The organism is Streptacidiphilus alkalitolerans, from assembly GCF_042511045.1.
Classification (GTDB): Bacteria; Actinomycetota; Actinomycetes; order Streptomycetales; family Streptomycetaceae; genus Streptacidiphilus; species Streptacidiphilus alkalitolerans.
In genome coordinates this window covers 112012-129766 of record NZ_JBHEZX010000012.1, presented here as the reverse complement: position 1 = coordinate 129766, position 17755 = coordinate 112012, and the positions used below count along the sequence as shown (strand labels likewise).

The 17755-nt window shown below is 72.5% G+C and carries 18 protein-coding genes; 9 read left to right on the top strand and 9 right to left on the bottom strand.

Annotated elements, in window-relative coordinates; translation table 11 throughout:
- Positions 1-98: 98 nt before the first annotated feature.
- Positions 99-1466, bottom strand: coding sequence for a diaminopimelate decarboxylase (gene lysA / locus ACEZDG_RS25490; protein WP_380513493.1), 1368 nt, complete (start codon positions 1464-1466; stop codon positions 99-101).
- A 17-nt stretch (positions 1467-1483) separates the two neighbouring features.
- Positions 1484-1867, bottom strand: coding sequence for an SAV_915 family protein (locus ACEZDG_RS25485; protein WP_380513491.1), 384 nt, complete (start codon positions 1865-1867; stop codon positions 1484-1486).
- A gap of 366 nt (positions 1868-2233) precedes the next feature.
- Between ACEZDG_RS25485 and ACEZDG_RS25480 the strand changes: the two genes are divergently transcribed.
- The 4 genes from ACEZDG_RS25480 to kdpA are packed head-to-tail and all read left to right on the top strand — an operon-like array spanning position 2234 to position 7037.
- The gene (locus tag ACEZDG_RS25480) at positions 2234-2323 is read left to right on the top strand and encodes a K(+)-transporting ATPase subunit F (protein WP_380513489.1); all 90 of its coding nucleotides are present in this window, start codon (positions 2234-2236) and stop codon (positions 2321-2323) included.
- Positions 2323-4491: a potassium-transporting ATPase subunit KdpB gene (gene kdpB, locus ACEZDG_RS25475; RefSeq protein ID WP_380513488.1), complete on the top strand. Its 2169-nt coding sequence runs from the start codon at positions 2323-2325 to the stop codon at positions 4489-4491. Before ACEZDG_RS25480 ends, kdpB begins: the two co-directional genes overlap by 1 nt.
- A gap of 6 nt (positions 4492-4497) precedes the next feature.
- Positions 4498-5385: a potassium-transporting ATPase subunit C gene (locus ACEZDG_RS25470; protein ID WP_380513486.1), complete on the top strand. Its 888-nt coding sequence runs from the start codon at positions 4498-4500 to the stop codon at positions 5383-5385.
- A complete protein-coding gene (gene kdpA, locus ACEZDG_RS25465; RefSeq protein WP_380513485.1) occupies positions 5382-7037 on the top strand; it encodes a potassium-transporting ATPase subunit KdpA in 1656 nt (551 codons plus the stop codon). The genes ACEZDG_RS25470 and kdpA overlap by 4 nt, the downstream gene beginning before the upstream one ends.
- 39 nt (positions 7038-7076) lie before the next feature.
- On the opposite strand, the gene ACEZDG_RS25460 is transcribed toward kdpA, so the two are convergent.
- The 3 genes from ACEZDG_RS25460 to ACEZDG_RS25450 all read right to left on the bottom strand — a co-directional run bounded on the left by ACEZDG_RS25460 (position 7077) and on the right by ACEZDG_RS25450 (position 9684).
- Positions 7077-7493, bottom strand: a complete 417-nt coding sequence (locus ACEZDG_RS25460; protein WP_380513483.1) for a DUF3592 domain-containing protein — start codon at positions 7491-7493, stop codon at positions 7077-7079.
- Positions 7494-7569: 76 nt separating this feature from the next.
- On the bottom strand, positions 7570-8949 hold the full coding sequence (locus ACEZDG_RS25455) for a hypothetical protein (RefSeq protein WP_380513481.1): 1380 nt from the start codon (positions 8947-8949) through the stop codon (positions 7570-7572).
- Positions 8950-9375: 426 nt separating this feature from the next.
- Entirely contained in the window at positions 9376-9684 is a 309-nt protein-coding gene (locus ACEZDG_RS25450; protein WP_380513479.1) for a hypothetical protein, read from the bottom strand.
- Positions 9685-9814: 130 nt separating this feature from the next.
- On the opposite strand from ACEZDG_RS25450, the gene ACEZDG_RS25445 reads away from it, so the two are divergent.
- The 5 genes from ACEZDG_RS25445 to ACEZDG_RS25425 are packed head-to-tail and all read left to right on the top strand — an operon-like array spanning position 9815 to position 14560.
- Positions 9815-10381: a TetR/AcrR family transcriptional regulator gene (locus ACEZDG_RS25445; RefSeq protein WP_380513477.1), complete on the top strand. Its 567-nt coding sequence runs from the start codon at positions 9815-9817 to the stop codon at positions 10379-10381.
- Positions 10374-11006 carry a maleylpyruvate isomerase family mycothiol-dependent enzyme gene (locus tag ACEZDG_RS25440; protein WP_380513475.1) on the top strand — a complete coding sequence of 211 codons (633 nt, stop codon included), beginning with the start codon at positions 10374-10376 and terminating at the stop codon, positions 11004-11006. Before ACEZDG_RS25445 ends, ACEZDG_RS25440 begins: the two co-directional genes overlap by 8 nt.
- Positions 11007-11058: 52 nt before the next feature.
- A complete protein-coding gene (locus ACEZDG_RS25435; protein WP_380513473.1) occupies positions 11059-11583 on the top strand; it encodes a PadR family transcriptional regulator in 525 nt (174 codons plus the stop codon).
- Positions 11580-12311: an ABC transporter ATP-binding protein gene (locus ACEZDG_RS25430; protein WP_380513471.1), complete on the top strand. Its 732-nt coding sequence runs from the start codon at positions 11580-11582 to the stop codon at positions 12309-12311. Before ACEZDG_RS25435 ends, ACEZDG_RS25430 begins: the two co-directional genes overlap by 4 nt.
- A complete protein-coding gene (locus ACEZDG_RS25425) occupies positions 12308-14560 on the top strand; it encodes an FtsX-like permease family protein (protein WP_380513469.1) in 2253 nt (750 codons plus the stop codon). The genes ACEZDG_RS25430 and ACEZDG_RS25425 overlap by 4 nt, the downstream gene beginning before the upstream one ends.
- Positions 14561-14575: 15 nt before the next feature.
- Here the strand turns inward: ACEZDG_RS25425 and ACEZDG_RS25420 are convergent, their stop codons facing one another.
- The 4 genes from ACEZDG_RS25420 to ACEZDG_RS25405 are packed head-to-tail and all read right to left on the bottom strand — an operon-like array spanning position 14576 to position 17703.
- The gene (locus ACEZDG_RS25420; RefSeq protein WP_380513467.1) at positions 14576-15007 is read right to left on the bottom strand and encodes a Fur family transcriptional regulator; all 432 of its coding nucleotides are present in this window, start codon (positions 15005-15007) and stop codon (positions 14576-14578) included.
- Positions 15004-15927, bottom strand: a complete 924-nt coding sequence (locus ACEZDG_RS25415) for a metal ABC transporter permease (protein WP_380513465.1) — start codon at positions 15925-15927, stop codon at positions 15004-15006. The genes ACEZDG_RS25420 and ACEZDG_RS25415 overlap by 4 nt, the downstream gene beginning before the upstream one ends.
- The gene (locus tag ACEZDG_RS25410; protein ID WP_380513463.1) at positions 15924-16919 is read right to left on the bottom strand and encodes a metal ABC transporter permease; all 996 of its coding nucleotides are present in this window, start codon (positions 16917-16919) and stop codon (positions 15924-15926) included. The genes ACEZDG_RS25415 and ACEZDG_RS25410 overlap by 4 nt, the downstream gene beginning before the upstream one ends.
- Positions 16906-17703: a metal ABC transporter ATP-binding protein gene (locus tag ACEZDG_RS25405; RefSeq protein ID WP_380513694.1), complete on the bottom strand. Its 798-nt coding sequence runs from the start codon at positions 17701-17703 to the stop codon at positions 16906-16908. Before ACEZDG_RS25405 ends, ACEZDG_RS25410 begins: the two co-directional genes overlap by 14 nt.
- Positions 17704-17755: the final 52 nt, after the last annotated feature.

The window sequence follows — 17755 nt, the reverse complement described above, 5'->3', positions numbered from 1 at the left end:
TCCCCGAGCGGGATTCCTGGCGCGCCCCTGACGGCCGAGGCCCGCATTCTGTCGCTGCCTTGACACGCACCGCCACGCTCACGGTTCGTAGCGGGAACTCAGCGGCCGATGTCGCGGCGGCGGAAGTCGTCCAGGGTCTCCCGGCGCATCAGCATCCTGGCGGCGCCGTCGCGGACCGCGATCAGCGGCGGGCGGCCGACCATGTTGTAACCGGAGGCCATCGACAGGTGGTACGCCCCGGCCGCGGGCACCGCCAGCAGGTCACCGGGACGGACATCGGCCGGCAACCCCACCGAGGGCACCAGCACGTCCCCCGCCTCGCAGTGCCGCCCCACCACCCGCGCCTCGGCCAACGGCGCCTCCGACTCCCGCCCCACCAGCGCGGCGGTGTAACGCGACCCGTACAGCGCGGGGCGCGGGTTGTCGCTCATCCCGCCGTCCACCGCCACAAACGTCAATCCGCTCGGAGTGTGCTTGACCGTCAGCACCCGGTACAGCGCCACCCCGGCCGGGCCGATCACCGCCCGCCCGGGCTCGATCGTCAACCGCGGCACCGGCAATCGGTGCCGGGCGCACTGCCGCGCCACCGCCGCGGTGACCAGCGTCCCGAACTCCTCCACATTGAACGCCGGCTCACCCGCCCGGTACGGCACCGCGTGCCCACCGCCCAGGTCCAACTCCTCCAGCACCACCCCGTGCCGGTCCCGCACCGCCGCCATCACCGGCACCAACCGGTCCACCGCCGCCAAGTACGGGGCGATGTCCGGGATCTGCGAACCCAGGTGGCAGTGCAGTCCCACCAACCGCAGGTGCGGCTGCCGCAGGATCCGCGCCACCGCGTCCGCGGCATCACCCGAATCCAACGAGAACCCGAACTTCTGCTCCTCCACCCCGGTCCGCACCGAGGCATGGTGGCCCGCCGAGATCCCCGGCACCACCCGCACCAGCACCTCCTGCGGACGATCCGCGGTGGCCAGCACCGCCAGCCGGGCGATCTCGGGGAACGAGTCCACCACGATCCGCCCCACCCCCAGCCGCACCGCCGAGGCCAACTCCTCCGGACTCTTGGCATTGCCGTGCAGGATGATCCGCTCCGGCGGGAACCCGCAGGTCACCGCCAACTCCAACTCACCCCCCGAACAGACGTCCAGGCCCAGGCCCTCCTGCTCCACCCACTCCGCCACCGCGCCGCACAGGAACGCCTTCGCCGCATAGGCCACCTCCGCCTGCGGCAGCGCCCGACGATACGCACGGCAGCGCTCCCGCACCTCGGCCTCGTCCAGCACGTACAACGGCGTCGCGAACCGCGCCGCCAACTGCGCCAAGCCCACCCCGCCGACCAGGATGTCCTCCCCCTGGCGACGCGCCGCAGCCGGCCACGGCACACCCAGCGGAGTCCAGTCCTGGGCGGGGTCGTCCGGCGCGGGGCTCGGCGGCGGGACGATACTGGGACGGGCGGCAAGCATGGGATTCTCCCTGGTGTTCACGGGGTGTGCGGGTACGGAAGGGCCTTGGCGCCGGTCGCCCCGACCAGCGTTGCGCCGGGGCGGGCGACCGCGCGCGGCGGCTGCGGCAGGAACTGCGGCTGCGGATGCGGATACCGGTGCGGTTTGACCGGCGGGGCGATCAGATTGGGGTCCACCACCAACTGCCGCACGCCCAACGGCCGCACCATGTCCCGCAGGGCGGGCTCGGCCAGTTCGACCCAGCCCTGCCCGCTCCCCAGCACGGCGGCCAGCCGCTCGGGGGTGGTGAAGGCGACACTGCAGCGCGAGCCGTCCCGGTCGCGGAACAGCCGCAGCGTGAAGCCGCAGCCGTTGTCGCACACCGGGGCGAACAGCGCTCGGTGAGTATGGTCCTCGGACACGTCCCTCAGGTCCTCTCGTAGGGCCCGTGGTGGATGGAACTCGATCGGGCCACTGCGACGAAGCTATGCCCGCCGCTCCCCCGCAGAGCCTCCCCCTGACGCCCCGTTGATCGTCGGAGGGCGAATTCTGATGCGCTCTTGACGAGGTCGTCCGCCATTCGGGCGACACCGACGGAAGCCACCGCCCGGAGCCGCCGATCACGCGGCCGATCACACGGCCGATCACACGCTGTCAATATCGCGGCAAGATTCCGCGGTTCGGCGTTGGGACCGCGTCAGGAGCCCCGTTCAGGCCTCGGACCAGCGCTTTCATATGTCCGGACCGCGGCAGGACGCCGCCGTCCCGGCATACGAGAGGTACCAAGCATGAGTGTCGACAACCTGGTCGGGCTGCTGGTTGCAGCAGCCCTGGTCGGCTGTCTGGTCCTGGCCGTCCGCTACCCGGAGAAGTTCTGATGACCCCTCAGGCACCCGCGCGGGCGCATCGTCCGCGCACCCAACCACCTGATACCGACGGCCGTTCCTACCGGGTGGGCGCGGGGACGCTTGACCCCACGCAACTGTGGCGGGCCCTGCCGCAGGCCCTGCGCAAGCTCAACCCGGCCACGCTGGTGCGCAACCCGGTCATGTTCGTCACCGAGGTCGGCGCCGCGCTGACCACCGGCCTGGCGGTCGCCTCCCCCAGTGTGTTCGGCTGGCTGATCACCGTCTGGCTGTGGCTGACGGTGGTGTTCGCCAACCTGGCCGAAGCGGTGGCCGAGAGCCGCGGCCGGGCGCAGGCCGACTCGCTGCGCCGCACCCGCCGGCAGACCACCGCCCGGCGGCTGACCGGCCGGCACCCGGACTCCCCCGGACTCCCCCATGACGAGCAGGAGGTCTCCGCCGCCGAACTGCGGCGCGGGGACTTCGTGGTGGTCGAGGCCGGCGAGCTGGTGCCCGGGGACGGCGACGTGGTGCAGGGCGTGGCGAGCGTGGACGAGTCGGCGATCACCGGCGAGTCCGCACCGGTGATCCGCGAGTCCGGCGGCGACCGCTGCGCGGTGACCGGCGGCACCCGGGTGCTGTCCGACCGGATCGTGGTGCGGATCACCCAGGAGCCGGGGGCGAGCTTCCTGGACCGCATGATCTCCCTGGTGGAGGGCGCCAAGCGGCAGAAGACCCCCAATGAGCTGGCGCTGAACCTGCTGCTGGTCGCGCTGACGTTCGTTTTCCTGATGGCGACGGTCACCCTGCAGCCGATGGCGATCTTCTCCACGCAGGTGATGGGCTCCGTTCCCGACACCGGTGCCATCAACAGCGACGGTGTCACCGGGATCGTGCTGGTCTCACTGCTGGTGTGTCTGATCCCTACCACCATTGGCGCACTGCTGTCCGCGATCGGCATCGCCGGCATGGACCGGATGGTGCAGCGCAATGTGCTGGCCATGTCCGGGCGCGCGGTCGAGGCCGCAGGCGACGTGCACACCCTGCTGCTGGACAAGACCGGCACCATCACCTTCGGCAACCGCCGGGCCGCGCTGTTCCTGCCGGTCGCCCACGTCAGGGACCGGGAGTTGGCCTCGGCGGCGCTGCTGTCCAGCCTGGCCGACGAGACCCCCGAGGGACGCTCGGTGGTCACGCTGGCCCGCGAGCAGTACGGCCTCGACACCGTCCCGCACGCCGACGCCCAGTGGGTCCCGTTCTCCGCGACCACCCGGATGTCGGGCGTCGACCTGGGCGGCCCCGGGGCGCGCAGTCTGCGCAAGGGCGCGGCCACCGCTGTGGCGGACTGGGTGCGCGAGCAGGGCGGGATCGTCCCGGCCGGACTGGACGCGCTGGTCAAGCGGGTCTCAATGTCCGGCGGCACCCCGCTGGCGGTGGCCGAGACCGTGGACGGCACGGCCCGGGTGCTGGGGATCATCCACCTCAAGGACATGGTCAAACCGGGCCTGAGCGAGCGCTTCCGACAACTGCGCGCCATGGGCATCCGCACCGTGATGATCACCGGTGACAACCCGGCCACGGCCGCCGCCATCGCCGCCGAGGCCGGAGTGGACGACTTCCTGGCCGAGGCCACCCCCGAGGACAAGCTCGCCCTGATCAAACAGGAGCAGGCCGGCGGCAAGCTGGTGGCCATGACCGGGGACGGCACCAATGACGCCCCCGCCCTGGCCCAGGCCGACGTCGGCGTGGCGATGAACACCGGGACCTCGGCCGCCAAGGAGGCCGGGAACATGGTGGACCTGGACTCCGACCCCACGAAGATCATCGAGATCGTCGAGATCGGCAAGCAACTGCTGATCACCCGGGGCGCGTTGACGGCGTTCAGCATCACCAACGACATCGCCAAGTACTTCGCGATCCTGCCCGCGATGTTCGCCGGCGTCTATCCGGCCCTCGGCGCGCTGAACATCATGGACCTGCACTCGCCGCTGTCCGCGATCCTGTCGGCCGTCATCTTCAACGCCGTGGTGATCGTCGCGCTGATCCCGCTGGCCCTGCGCGGGGTGCGCTACCGGCCCAGCAGCGCCTCCGCCCTGCTGACCCGCAACCTGTGGGTCTACGGCCTGGGCGGCATCATCGCCCCGTTCCTGGCGATCAAGTTCATCGACGTCGCCCTCGTCCAGTTCATCCCGGGGATCTGAGATCTGATGAAACGTCGTATTCCGCACTGGGCCGCCCAGCACCTGGCGGCCGTCCGGGTCGTGCTCGTCCTGACCGTCGTCCTCGGACTGCTCTACCCGCTGGCGCTGACCGCCGTCGCCCTGCTGCCGGGGCTGGACCGGCAGGCACAGGGCTCGGCCGCGCGCACCGCCGACGGGCGGGTGGTCGGCAGCAGCCTGATCGGCCAGTCCTTCACCGATGCCAAGGGCAACCCGGTCCCCCGCTACTTCCAGTCCCGCCCGTCCGCGGCCGGGGCCGGCTACGACCCCACCGCCAGCGGTGCGAGCAACCTCGGCCCCGAGAACACCGTCGACCTCCTGCCGACACCGGGCGATCCGGGCTCGGGCAAGCCCAGCCTGCTCACCCAGGTCTGCGCCCGCAGCCTCGCCGTGGGAGCGCTGGAGCACGTGGACGGCTCGCGCCCCTACTGCACCGCGGACGGCACCGGCGCCGTCCTCGGGGTGATCCGCACCGGCGGCACCGTCAGTTCGGTGGTCAGCCTGGACCAGGCCTGCCCCGCCGTGCCGTTCCTGAGCAGCTACCAGGGCGTCACCGTGCGCTGCGCCACCCCCGGCGCCGACTACGGCGCCGCCGCGGTCGTCCCGGTCCGGGGCGACGCCCCGGCCCACCCCGCCGTGCCGGCCGACGCGGTCACCGCGAGCGGCAGCGGGCTCGACCCGCAGATCAGCCCGGCCTACGCCGCGCTCCAGGCCCCGCGCGTCGCCGCCGCCCGCGGCACCACCACCGCCCAGGTCCTGCGCCTGGTCCGGGACAACACCACCGGGCGCGCCCTGGGCTTCCTGGGCGAACCCGGCGTCAATGTGCTGGCGCTGAACCTCGCGCTGGACCGCAGCTACCCCGCCAAGGAGGCATGACCGTGGCCGGATGGCTGCAAGCCCTACTGATCCTGACCGTCCTGGTCGCCTTGCACGTCCCGCTCGGCGACTACCTGGCCCGGGTCCTGGACGGCGGCGCGCACCTGCGCGCCGAACGCCTGCTCCACCGCGTCTGCGGCATCGACCCGGACCGCGAACAGGGATGGAAGCACTACCTGGTCTCGCTGCTCGCCTTCTCACTGATCAGCATCCTGGCCCTGTTCGGCCTGTTCACCTGCCAGCAGTGGCTGCCCTGGTCGCTGGGCCACGGCGGGATGCCCTGGCAGCTCGCGCTGGACACCGCCGTCAGCTTCACCACCAACACCAGCTGGCAGAACTACGCCGGCGAGGCCGCCACCGGGCACCTCGCGGTGATGGCCGGGCTCGGCGTCCAGGCCTTCGCCTCGGCCGCCGTCGGCATGTGCGTCGGGCTCGCCCTGATCCGCGGCCTGATCCGGCGCAGCAGCGCCGACCTGGGCAACTTCTGGGTCGACCTGTTCCGCTGCGTGCTGCGGGTGCTGCTGCCGCTCGCCGTGGTCTTCGGCGTCGTGCTGATCGGCCTCGGCGTGGAGCAGAACCTGCACGGGGCGCACACCGTCGGCACCCTCACCGGCGGCAGCCAGACCCTGATCGGCGGCCCGGTCGGCTCCTGGGAGCCGGTCAAACTCCTCTCCGGCGACGGCGGCGGCTTCTTCAACGCCAGCAGCGCGCACCCGTTCGAGAACCCCTCGGCCTGGAGCAACGCCATGGAGATCCTGCTGATGCTGCTGGTGCCCACCGCCTTCATCCGCACCTTCGGCCGTATGGTCGGCAGCCTCCGGCAGAGCTGGACCCTGCTGACCGTCGTCGGCATCCTCTTCGGCCTGCTGCTCGCCGCCGGCACCCTCGCCCAGGCCACCCACACCGGGACCGTCGCCACCGCCGCCGGCGGCCAGTACGAGGGCACCGAGACCCGGATCGGCGTCAACGGCAGCACCCTGTTCGGGGTCTCCGCCACCGGCTCCGCCGACGGCGCGGGCGCCGCCTCCTACGACAGCTTCTCCAGCCTCGGCGGCGGCGTCCTGCTGGCCGCGATGATGCTCGGCGAGGTCAGCCCCGGCGGCACCGGCAGCGGCCTGTACGGACTGCTGATCGCGGTCCTGCTGGCGGTCTTCATCGGCGGCCTGATGGTCGGCCGCACCCCCGAGTACCTGCGCAAGCGCATCGGCTACGCCGAGATGCGGCTGGTGGTCTGCTACGCCCTGGTCGCCCCGACCCTGATCCTGCTGTTCAGCGCCCTGGCCTCGGCGCTGCCCGCGGGCCGGGCCTCGATGGGCAACCCCGGCGCGCACGGGCTGACCGAGGTCATCTACGCCTTCACCAGCAATGTGCAGAGCAACGGCAGCTCCATGAGCGGGCTCAGCGGCAACACCCCGTTCTACAACCTGGCCATGACCGCCGCGATGCTGCTCGGCCGCTACCTGCCGATGGCCTTCGTCCTCGCCCTGGCCGCACGGCTCGCCGCCCAGCGCCCCGGCGCCGTCACGGTCGGCACGCTGCGTCCCCACGGTGCCAACTTCCTCGTCCTGACCAGCGGCGCAGCCCTGGTCCTCGCCCTGCTCAACTTCCTGCCCGCGCTCTCGCTCGGCCCACTCGCCGACGGAATGCACTGACCCGCAGGAACGGACCCGCACGGGCGGAGGGCAGGCCGCTCAGGCCGCGCTGATCAGCAGGACCAGCGCGGCCAGCGCCAGCCCCACCCCCAGGCCGGCGAAGGCGAAGTCGATCCCGCGGCGCTCACGGCCGAGGACCAGCACCTGCCGCGGATCGGCGGGGTCGTAGGCCACCCGCACCCGCTCGCCGGCCGCCAGCGGACGGGAGCGGCCGGAGGGCACCGGGGCGAAGACCTCCACCACCGCACCGTCCCGGGTGGTGAACTGCAGCAGCGGGCCGGGGACACCGTTCACCTCGTCGAAGGCGGCCGGATGCCGCATGACCTGCGCCCAGGCCGGCACCCCGTCCCGGCGCAGCCGACGGGTCTCGGCCAGCGCCCCGACGCCGACCAGATAGGCGACGAGCCCGCCGAAGCCCAGGAAGACCCCGGTGACGATCACTGCGGATGTGCCCATGCCTGCCCCTTCGGCCTCGTAGGAACGCACTCCTCGACCCAGGATCCACGCTACGCCGCAGCCCCGGCCTCCCGGCTCAGCGCCGGAACTCGGCCAGCCTGGGCCGGACCCCCAGCAGGCAGAGCAGCAGCACCAGCGCCGCGTCCCCCGCCAGCAGCGGAATGCGGGTGGAGAGCTCACCGCGGCCGTCCGCGGCGGCAGCCGCGAAGGCGTCGGTATTGATCGCGGTGACCTTCCGCAGCGCGGCGTCCTGGGCGGCGAAGTCGGCATTGGAGCCGCCGGGGGCCAGGCTGGTGCAGTAGGCGATGGCGTCGCGCAGCCGTCCCCGGGCGACCAGGGCGCGGATCTTCCGGTCGTCGAGCTGGTACGCCTGATAGGTCGTCAGCGCCCGTTCAGCGGCGGCTCGTTCGCCCGGAAAGGTGATGTTGCGGAACTCGGCTCCGTAGAAGCCGCCGAAGCCCACGTCGGCGTGGTCTCCCTGGTAGGCGGTGACGGCGGTGGCGAGGGCGGCGTCGTAGCCGCCGAGGTCCGTGCCGGGGAGTCCGACGATCCGCTGCGAGGCGGCCTCGAAGGCGTCCTGGTACTGCGGGGCGCGGTCCTGGTCCAGCAGGTAGCGGCTCTCGTCGGCGTTGGCGTCGTAGAGCACCGCACGGGCCCGGGTCAGGGCCACCACCGAGTCGAAGGCGTCGTGCCGGGCCACCCGCAACTGCTCGGCCTGGTCCGACAGCAGGGTGCCACTCAGGCCGACGAACACCAATGTGAGCAGGGTCGCCGCCACCAGCAGCGGGTTGACGATCCGTCGGAAGTGCCGGGCCAGCCAGAGTTGCAGCCCCATCAGGGCCAGCAGCAGGAGCAGGCCGAGCGCCGGCGTGCACCACTCGACGTCGGCCAGATCGGCCCGCTGGCGGTTGTAACTGCCGTTGAAGGCGGCGTTGTTGGTCTGCACCAGGCGGTCGGCGGCCGGCAGCAGCCCGGTCCGCATCAGGTCGGTGGCCTGCTGGTACAGCCCCAGCGCGGTCGGATCCGGACGGCCCGCGGCCACCCGGGCCCGGTCGTTGAGCTCCATCGCGCGGGCGGCCAGGTCCTGGTAGCGGCCCAGGCCGTCGAGCACCCCGGCCAGCGCCTGCTGGGCCTGCGGACTGTCAGCCGCGTCCACGGTGGCCCGCTGCAGGTCCCGGTCGGCGCTGGTGCGGTCCGCGGCGTACTGGGCCAGCGAGGTCCGGCGCAGGGCCGCGAGCTGCGGATCGTCGCCGAACATCAGCAGGTCGGCGCTCTGCGCGTCCAGGTCGGTCAGCGCCTGGTACAGCCCGGTGGCGTCCAGTACCTGCGGCGCCTGCCGCGCGCTGACGACGGACCAGGTTCCCTGCACCCCGGTGGCGGTGAACAGCACCACCCCCGCCAGAGTGAGCGTCAGGGCGAGGCAGGCGGCGGTGAGCCGGCGCAGCCGCGACGGCACACTCCCCGCCGCGACCCGTCGCAGTCGACGGAGCCGAGGGAGCCGAGGGAGCCGACGGAGCGGCAGGCGCGGGACGCTCTTCCCCTTGCTGAGTCCCCCGCGCCGCTGCCCGCGCCCTGGCTGCGGATCCCGCGCCGCCTCCCCTACGAGATCGCGTTCGCCGACCGTCGCCATCTTCCCTGACCGCCCCCTCCATGAACCGGTCCCAACGGACCGGTCCGCGCACGGCTCCCCCTGCGAACCGACCGCACGGAGGAGGCGGTGCCACTCAACGGCCTCCGACCGACACTCTGCCGAGGCCGTCGCCCACCGGCCAGCGGCCTTGACGCACCCCTGACGCCCAACCCGCCGATCTTGACGCTCTCCTGTCGCACCCTCACCCGCACCCGGCGCGGGGCCGCGGTGTCAGGTGTCAGGTGTCAGGTGTCAGCTGTAGTAGGGCGAGTTCAGGTCGATGCTGGCGTTCTTGACGATGTCGCCGTCGAACAGCCGTGTTGTCGCCGGGGCTCCGGCCCGACGGGCTTCCTCGGCGAAGGGGCCCTGGGCGAAGGCCAGGGCGTTCTCGGCGCTGTCGAACTCGTAGAAACCACCGAGGGTGTGGGTTCCGATGCCGGACAGCCACGTCTTGCGGATCAGTCCCGGCGCGGTCTTCAGCGCCGCGTTGACCTGGTGCCAGTCGAACTGCTCGAACGGCACTGCCGCCTGGATCTCGGTGTAGAGAAACGTCTTGCCCATCACGAACCTCCGCGTTCGGGGCCTGCCCGGCCCACGCCACTAGTACGTGCGTCCTAGTGATTTCAGGATGGAGTAGGATGGCCGTACTAGTCAAGGGGGGGTCGCGATGGCCGCGGACACGAAGTCCCGCATGATCAGCGCAGCGATCGGACTGCTGCAACGCCACGGCCTGGCCGCGATGTCCTTCACCGACGTGCTGGCCGAGAGCGGCGCCGCGCGCGGGGCGATCTACCACCACTTCCCCGGCGGCAAACAACAGCTCGCGCTCGAAGCCGCCCGCCGCAACGCGGAGGACGTCCGCGGCCACCTGCACGAACTGCCGTCCGGCACGCCGCGCGACGTCGTGGAGGTGTTCCTCGACAACGTCCGCCCCGTGGTGCAGGCGTCCGCCGCGGGCGGCGGCTGCGCGGTCGCGGCGGTCACCGTCGACGGCGGTGCGGCCATCACCGACCAGGGCCGCCTGCGCACCGTCGCGACCGAGGCGTTCACCGGCTGGACCGACGAGCTCGAAGGCAAACTCACCCAGGCCGGAATGAGCCCGTCCCAGGCCGCCGAACTGGCCACCCTCATGATCACCACACTCGAAGGCGCCCACATCCTGTGCCGTGCGGCAGGCAGCATCGCCCCCTTCGACAGAGCGGCGGGGGCCCTCCTCTCCCTCGTCCCGAGGAAAGGCAGAAGTGACAGTCATGGATGAGTCGACGCTGTGGGGATTGGTGCATGCCGAGCGGGCGGCACTGGCGGAGGATCTGGCGGGGCTGAACCAGACGCAGTGGGACAGCGGGTCGCTGTGCACCGAGTTCACGGTCCGCGAGGTGGTCGCGCATCTGACGGCGGGGGCGAGCCTGGGGCCGGCGCGCTGGATGGCGGGCGTGATCCGTTGTCGCTTCGATTTCGACGCCATGGTCGCGTACCGGCTCGCCCAGCAGCTCGGGGCCGACCACAACGAGACGCTCGAACGATTCCGCCGCGCGGTCACCAGTACGACCAAGGCCCCGATCCCTGTCGCCGCGGTACTGGGCGAGGCGATCGTGCACGGCGAGGACATCCGCCGCCCGTTGGGGATCCGGCGCGACTACCCGATCGCGACGCTGACCCGCGTCGCCGAGTACTTCCACCGCTCCAATACGACGGTGCCGAGCGGGCGACGGGCGCGGGGGCTGCGCCTGTCCGCGACCGACGGCCCGTTCTCCGCCGGCGCACCGGACGGCGCGCCGGTCAGCGGCGGCACGCTCGCCCTGATCATGGCGATGGCCGGACGGTCGGCCTACGGTGCGGAGCTGACGGGCGCGGGGGTGGCAGCGATCACGGGGACGGAGTGAGGGCCCCAGGATCCATTGACGCGGTGTACACACCCAGTGTAGACACTGGGTTATGACGGTTCCTTTCGCACTTCTCGGGCTGCTCGAGCGAGAGCCCAGCCATGGATACGACCTCAAGCGCGACTACGACACCTACTTCGGGCGGGGCAAGCCGCTGCTCATCGGGCAGGTCTACTCGACCCTCGGGCGGCTGGCCCGCGACGGGAAGGTGGTGGTCGGGCCGGCCGAGCCCGGGGCCGGTCCGGACCGCAAGCGCTACGTCATCACCGACACCGGCGCCACCGAGGTCGACACCTGGCTGAAGGAGCCGGTCGAGGCCGAACCGCACCTGCAGACGGTGCTGTTCACCAAAGTGGTACTGGCGCTGATGCTGGGACGGGACGCCGAGGGCTACCTCGACCTGCAGCGCACCGCGCATCTGCAGCGCATGCGCGAGCTGACCGAGATCAAGCGCAACGGCCAGCTGGTCGACAAGCTCCTGGCCGACCACGGCATGTTCCATCTGGAGGCCGACCTGCGCTGGATCGACATCACCGCGGCCCGGTTGGGCGCGCTGGCCGAGGAGGTGCGGTCGTGAGCGGCGACAGCCGGCCCACCGCCCCCGCCACCCCCGACACCGACGAGTTCCTGGTCGAGGCACGCGAGTTGGTGCTGTCGTTCGGTCAGACGCCCGCGCTGCGCGGTGCGAACCTCGCCGTCGCGGCGGGCGAGATCGTCGCCATCATGGGCCCCAGCGGTTCGGGCAAGTCGACCCTGCTGCACTGCCTGGCCGGGATCCTCACCCCCGACGCCGGGGAGGTCCGCTTCGACGGCCAACGGGTGGACACCATGCGCGAGACCGGGCGCAGCGCGCTGCGGCGCGACCGTTTCGGGTTCGTGTTCCAGTTCGGCCAGTTGGTCCCCGAACTCACCGCGCTGGAGAACGTCGCCCTGCCGCTGCTGCTGAGCGGAGCCCGCAGGGCAGCCGCGCTGACCGAGGCCCGGAGCTGGTTCGCGCGCCTCGGGCTGGACGGCCTCGATGGCCGCCGTTCCGGGGAGTTGTCCGGCGGCCAGGCCCAACGCGTGGCGCTGGCCCGCGCCCTGGTCACCCGGCCGGACGTGCTCTTCGCCGACGAGCCGACCGGGTCCCTCGACTCGCTGACCGGCGAGCAGGTGATGGACCTGCTGGTCACCGCCGCCCGCGAACAGCACACCACGGTCGTCCTGGTCACCCACGAGCCCCGGGTGGCGGCCTGCGCGGACCGTGAAGTCATGGTCCGCGACGGGAAAGTGACGTCGCTTTCGGTGGGGAGGATCGCCTCGTGATCCGCCTCGGGCTGCGGCTGACCCTGAGCGGCGGCAGGGAGGCCGCCGCCCGCCTGGCCGTCATCGCGGCGGCCGTCGCGCTGGGGGTCGGACTGCTGCTGAGCACCCTGGCCGCCCTGAACGCCGTCACCACCCAGAACAACCGCAACGCCTGGCTCAACACCGGTGCGGTCACCGCCGAACAGGAGCACGCGCCCTCGACGGCCGACCCGCTGTGGTGGCTGCTGCGGGCCGACAACTTCGACGGCCACCTCATCGGCCGGATCGACCTGGCCGCCACCGGACCGCACGCCCCGATTCCCCCGGGCATCCCGCGACTGCCCGGGCCCGGCGAGTTCTACGCCTCCCCCGCCCTCGGCGCGCTGCTCCGCACCGTCCCGGCCGACCAACTCGCCGACCGCTACCCCGGTCACCAGGTCGGCACGATCGGCGACTCCGCGCTGCCCGGACCCGACTCCCTGGTCATCGTCATCGGCCGGACCCCCGCCCAGCTCTCGGGCGATCCCGAGGCCCGCCACGTCACCTCGATCATGACCGCCTCGCCCGCCGACTGCAGCGGCAGCAACTGCCGGGTGGGCACGAACAGCAACGGGATGGACCTCATCCTCTCCGTCGTGGCGGCTGCCCTGATCTTCCCGGTGCTCATCCTCATCGCGACCGCGACCCGGCTCGCGGCCACCCGCCGGGAGCAGCGCTTCGCCGCGATGCGCCTGATCGGCGCGACACCCCGGCAGGTCTCGGCCGTCTCGGCCGTGGAGTCGAGCGTCGCCGCGGTCATCGGCGTGGCCTTCGGCTTCGGTCTCTTCTACCTGGTCCGCCCGCTGCTGGCGCAGGTGGATTTCACCAACACGCCGTTCTTCCTGAGCGACCTGTCGCTGAACGCCACCGATGTGCTGCTGATCGCCCTGGGCGTCCCGGTCGGGGCGGCGGTCTCGGCCCGGCTCGCCCTCCGCCGGGTGCAGATCTCCCCGCTCGGCGTCACCCGCCGGGTCACACCGCGCCCGCCGCGCGCGTACCGGGTGATCCCGCTGGTCGCGGGGCTGCTGGAACTGGCCTACTTCATCGGCCGGCGCCCGGCCGACAGCGGCGGCCAGATCCGGGCCTTCCTGCCCGGGATCTTCCTGGTGCTGGGCGGCATCGTGTTCGCCGGGCCCTGGCTAACCATGATCGGCGGACGGCTGATGGCCCGGCGCACCCACCGGCCGGCCCGGCTCGTCGCCGGGCGCCGGCTCTCCGACGACCCCAAGGCCGGCTTCCGCGCCGTCAGCGGACTCGTCCTGGCCCTGTGCATCACCAGCGCCGCCGTGGGGGTGATCAACGCGCTGACCGCCGAGCAGGGCGTCCCGCAGGGCAGCGCATCGCTCAGCAGCACCGTGATCGGCGACTACCGCCACTACGACGACCACGGCAACCAGCTCGACAGCGCGGCGTCTCCCCCGGAGGCCCTGCTGTCCGCCCTGCGCGCGACGGCGGGCGTCCAGGGCCTGACGGTCATCCACGCGGATCCTCACCCGGCCCCGTCGGACCACCTCGCCGGCGGCCTGGCGACCTGTGCTCAACTAGCCACCCTGCCAACGGCGTTCGGCCACTGCCCGGCCGGAGCGCAGACCGCTTCGGTCGGCCCCAGTTTCTCCGTCGTCGGACTGGACCGCCTCCTCAGCTGGCCCGCGGTCTGGCCCTCCGCCCCGGCCACCGCCGCGCAACTGCAGAACCTGCCGGTCGATCAGATCGTGGTGGCCACCGACGGTTCGAAGTCGGCGATCGAGCAGGCACGGACCCTCCTGGCGACTGCCTACCCTGACCAGGAACAGCCGTTCACCATCGCCGAGGACCGCTCGCAGATGTCCCAGAGGCTGTCCGGCTACCAGCAGTTGGCGGACGTGGTGATCGCGGTCAGCTTCCCCGTCGCCGGCTGCAGCCTGGCCGTGAGCGTGGCCGGCGGCCTGCGCGACCGCAAGCGCCCGTTCAGCCTGCTGCGGCTGACCGGAGTGCAACTCGGGGTGCTGCGACGGGTCGTGATGCTGGAGAGCGCGGTCCCGCTCCTGGTTGTCGCCGCCGTGGCGATCGGCACCGGGTTCCTCACCGCCCAGCTGTTCCTCCAAGCCCAGTTCGGCTACTCGCTCCGCGCGCCGGGGGCGGAGTACTACCTCATCATCGGCGGCGGCCTGGTCGCGGCCCTGGCCGTCATCGGCTCCACCCTGCCCCTGCTCACCCGCATCACCGGCCCGGAAGTCGCCCGCAACGAGTGAGGCCGTGACAGGGCGTCAGGCCCGGCAGAGGGCGCAGATGCCAGTGAGTTCGACGGTGTGCTGGAGGTCGGTGAAGGCGGCGGCCGCGGCGGTGTCCTCGGCCCAGGACTCCAGCAGGGCGGAGTCGACGGGTGTGCTGGTGCCGCAGCTGCGGCAGAGCAGGTAGTGCAGGTGGTGCGCACCGGGGCGGTAGCGGAAGAGGCGTTCGCCGTTGACGGTGCGCACCAGGTCCGCGCGGTCGGCGTCGGCCAGCGCGGTGAGGGTGCGGTAGACGGTGCTCAGCCCGACGCGTTCGCCGTCCGCGACCAGGCGGGCGTGCAGGGCTTGGGCGCTGACGAAACCGTCGGCGGCGATCAGGCTGCGCAGCACGGTGCTGCGCTGGTGGGTGGCCCGCCCCAGCAGAAGGGCTGCGGCCTCGGTGTCGGGGCTGACGGCGTTGGTGGTCATGCTGCGGTTCCTTCCGCCGGGTCGGCGGCTGTGCCTGGCCGCGCCACCGCCCGCGGACCCGTACCCGGTGCGCGGCCCCGGCCGCGCAGCGCGGGTGTGATGGCGAAGGTCGCGCCGTAGACGGCGGTCGCGGCGGCCATGATGGCGAAGCTGGGGGGCAGGCTGGGGATCAGGGCGCTCAGCGAGAGACCGGCCCACATCTCGCCGACGGCGAGCCCTGCCGACAGGGCCAGGCCGTGGAACGGACGGTCCGTCAGCCGGACCGCCGCGCCGGCCGGGGCGGCGAGCAGGCCCAGCAGCAGCAGGGATCCGACCGCCTGGGTGGCCTCTCCGGCGCAGGCGCCGACCAGGGCCAGGAAGCCCAGGCCCAGTACCCGCACCGGGACGCCGCGCGCACCGGCCACCGACTCGTCCAGGGTGGCGAACAGCAGCGGCCGGGCGATCAGCAGCAGCACGGCGCTGATCGCGGCGGCGACCAGCACCGCGACCAGGGTCTGGTCGCCGTTGAGGCCGAAGATGGAGCCGAACAGCACGGTCGTCCCGGCCCCGCCCACCATGGAGCCGCTGCGCGAGGTGGTGTAGAGGGTCAGGAAGAAGGCGCCCAGGCCGAGGATCCAGGCGAAGGCCGCGCCGATGACCACGTCGTCGGCGCGTCCGGCCCTGCCGATCCCGGCGAGCAGCAGTCCGGCGCCGACACAGCCGACGAACAGGCCGATCCGCAGGTCGTATCCCGCGGCGAGGGCGGCCATCGCCCCGGTGAAGGCGACATGGCTGAGCGCGTCGCCGGTGAACACCTGGGCCCGCAGGACCAGGAAGTAGCCGACCAGACCGGCCGCGAGGGCGATGAACGTCCCTGCCAGCAGGGCGTGGTGGAAGAACGGCTGGGACCAGGCCGAGACGGCGAGCTGATCGGTCCTCATGCGGATTCCCCCAACCGGACGGACGCCCCGGGACGCGGACGCGGAAGCGAGCCCGGGCCTGGACGCGACCCCGAACGCAGGCGCGTACCGCCGAGCGCACGGACGGTGTGCGCGGCCAGGAAGGCCGCGAAGGCGAAGCTGGTGACGAAGAACCCCAGCGGGTACGGCCAGTAGAAGGCGGCGACCAGGCCGAGCCAGGTGACGGCGAAGCCGATCAGCACGCTCAGTGCCAGGCTCAGTCCCGGACGGGCGGTCAACTGCTGCGCGGTGGCGGCCGGGAGCACCATCAGCGCGAACACCAGCAGTGCCCCGGTGATCTGCGCGGCCTCCGCGGTGGCCGCGCCCAGCAGCACCAGGAACAGGGTCGACAGCAGCCGCACCGGGACCCCGCGCCCCGCGGCGACCTGCGGGTCGACCGAGGCGAACAGCAGCGGACGGCCGATCACGGCGAGCCCGGCCAGGGCGACCGCGCCGACCACCGCCAGGGTGGTGACCTGGGCGGTGGTGATGCCAAGGAAGCTGCCGAAGAGCAGCGCCTGCGGGCCCTGCATCAACCCCTTGTAGAGGGCGGTGAAGAGGTAGCCGCAGGCCAGCAGGAACGCCTGGACGATGCCGATGGCCGCGGACTCCTGGGCGCCGCCGACCTGTTGGGCGCCCCCGTCCCCGTTCCCGTTCCGGCCGGCTCCCCGGCCCCCGCGCCGCAGCGCGGCGATGACCAGGGCGGCGGCGATGCAGAAGCCGAAATAGCCCAGGCTCAGGCTGACGCCGACCAGGGTGGCGAAGGCCGCGCCGGGAAAGGCCACGATGGAGAGGCTGTGCCCAGCGAAGGTCTGCCGGCGCAGCACCATGAACCAGCCGACGGCCCCGGCCACCACCGCCACCACCGCGCCCGCCCGGAAGGCGTTGACCATGAACGGGTAGGACCACATCACCTGAAAGTCCGTCAGCAGGTTCCAGGACCAGCTGTTCGACGCCGCGTCAGCGAGCAGCATGGTGGCCTCCGTGGGTGGACGGGGCCTCCGGCTGGCCGACCACGACCAGGCGTCCGTCCCCGGTGCGGAGCACCTCGACCGGGGTCCGGTAGAGCCGGGTGAGGGTCTCGGAGGTGATCACCTCGGTCGGGGTCCCGGTGACGGCACCGCCCTCGGCGAGGTACACCACCCGGTCGAGGTGGTGCAGGATCGGGTTGACGTCGTGGGCGACCATGACCACGGCGACGCCCTGCTCGTGGCAGATCCGTCCGATCAGGGCGGCCACCGCGCTCTGGTTGGGCAGGTCCAGGCTGTCCAAGGGCTCGTCCAGCAGCAGCACGTCGGGGCGGCGGACCAGGGCCTGGGCGATCAGCAGCCGCTGCTGCTCACCGCCCGAACACTGCCCGATCGGGCGGTCGGCGTAGGCGGTGGCGCCGACCAGGTCGACCACCTCGGCGACCCGGTCCCGGCGGCGGGCCGTGCCGAACGGCAGCGGGACGCCCCAGCGGTCGCCGTCCAGGCCGAGCCGGACCACGTCCCGGCCGCGGATCCGCAGGCTCGCGTCGAAGCTGCGGCGCTGCGGCAGGTAGCCGATCCGGGCCCCGGCGCCGCCCGGCGCCCGGCCCAGCACCCGCACCTCGCCCGCGGCGGTCGGCAGCAGCCCGAGCAGCACCTTGACCAGGGTCGACTTTCCGACCCCGTTGGGCCCGAGGACGGCGACGAACTCCCCCGCGCGGACGGTGAGGTCGACCCCCGACCACAGGGTCCGGCCGCCGACGGCCACGGCGGCCCCGCGCAACTCCAGCACGGACGCCGGCACCGGCACCGGCGCTTGGGCGGGCGCGGGGACGGCGGCG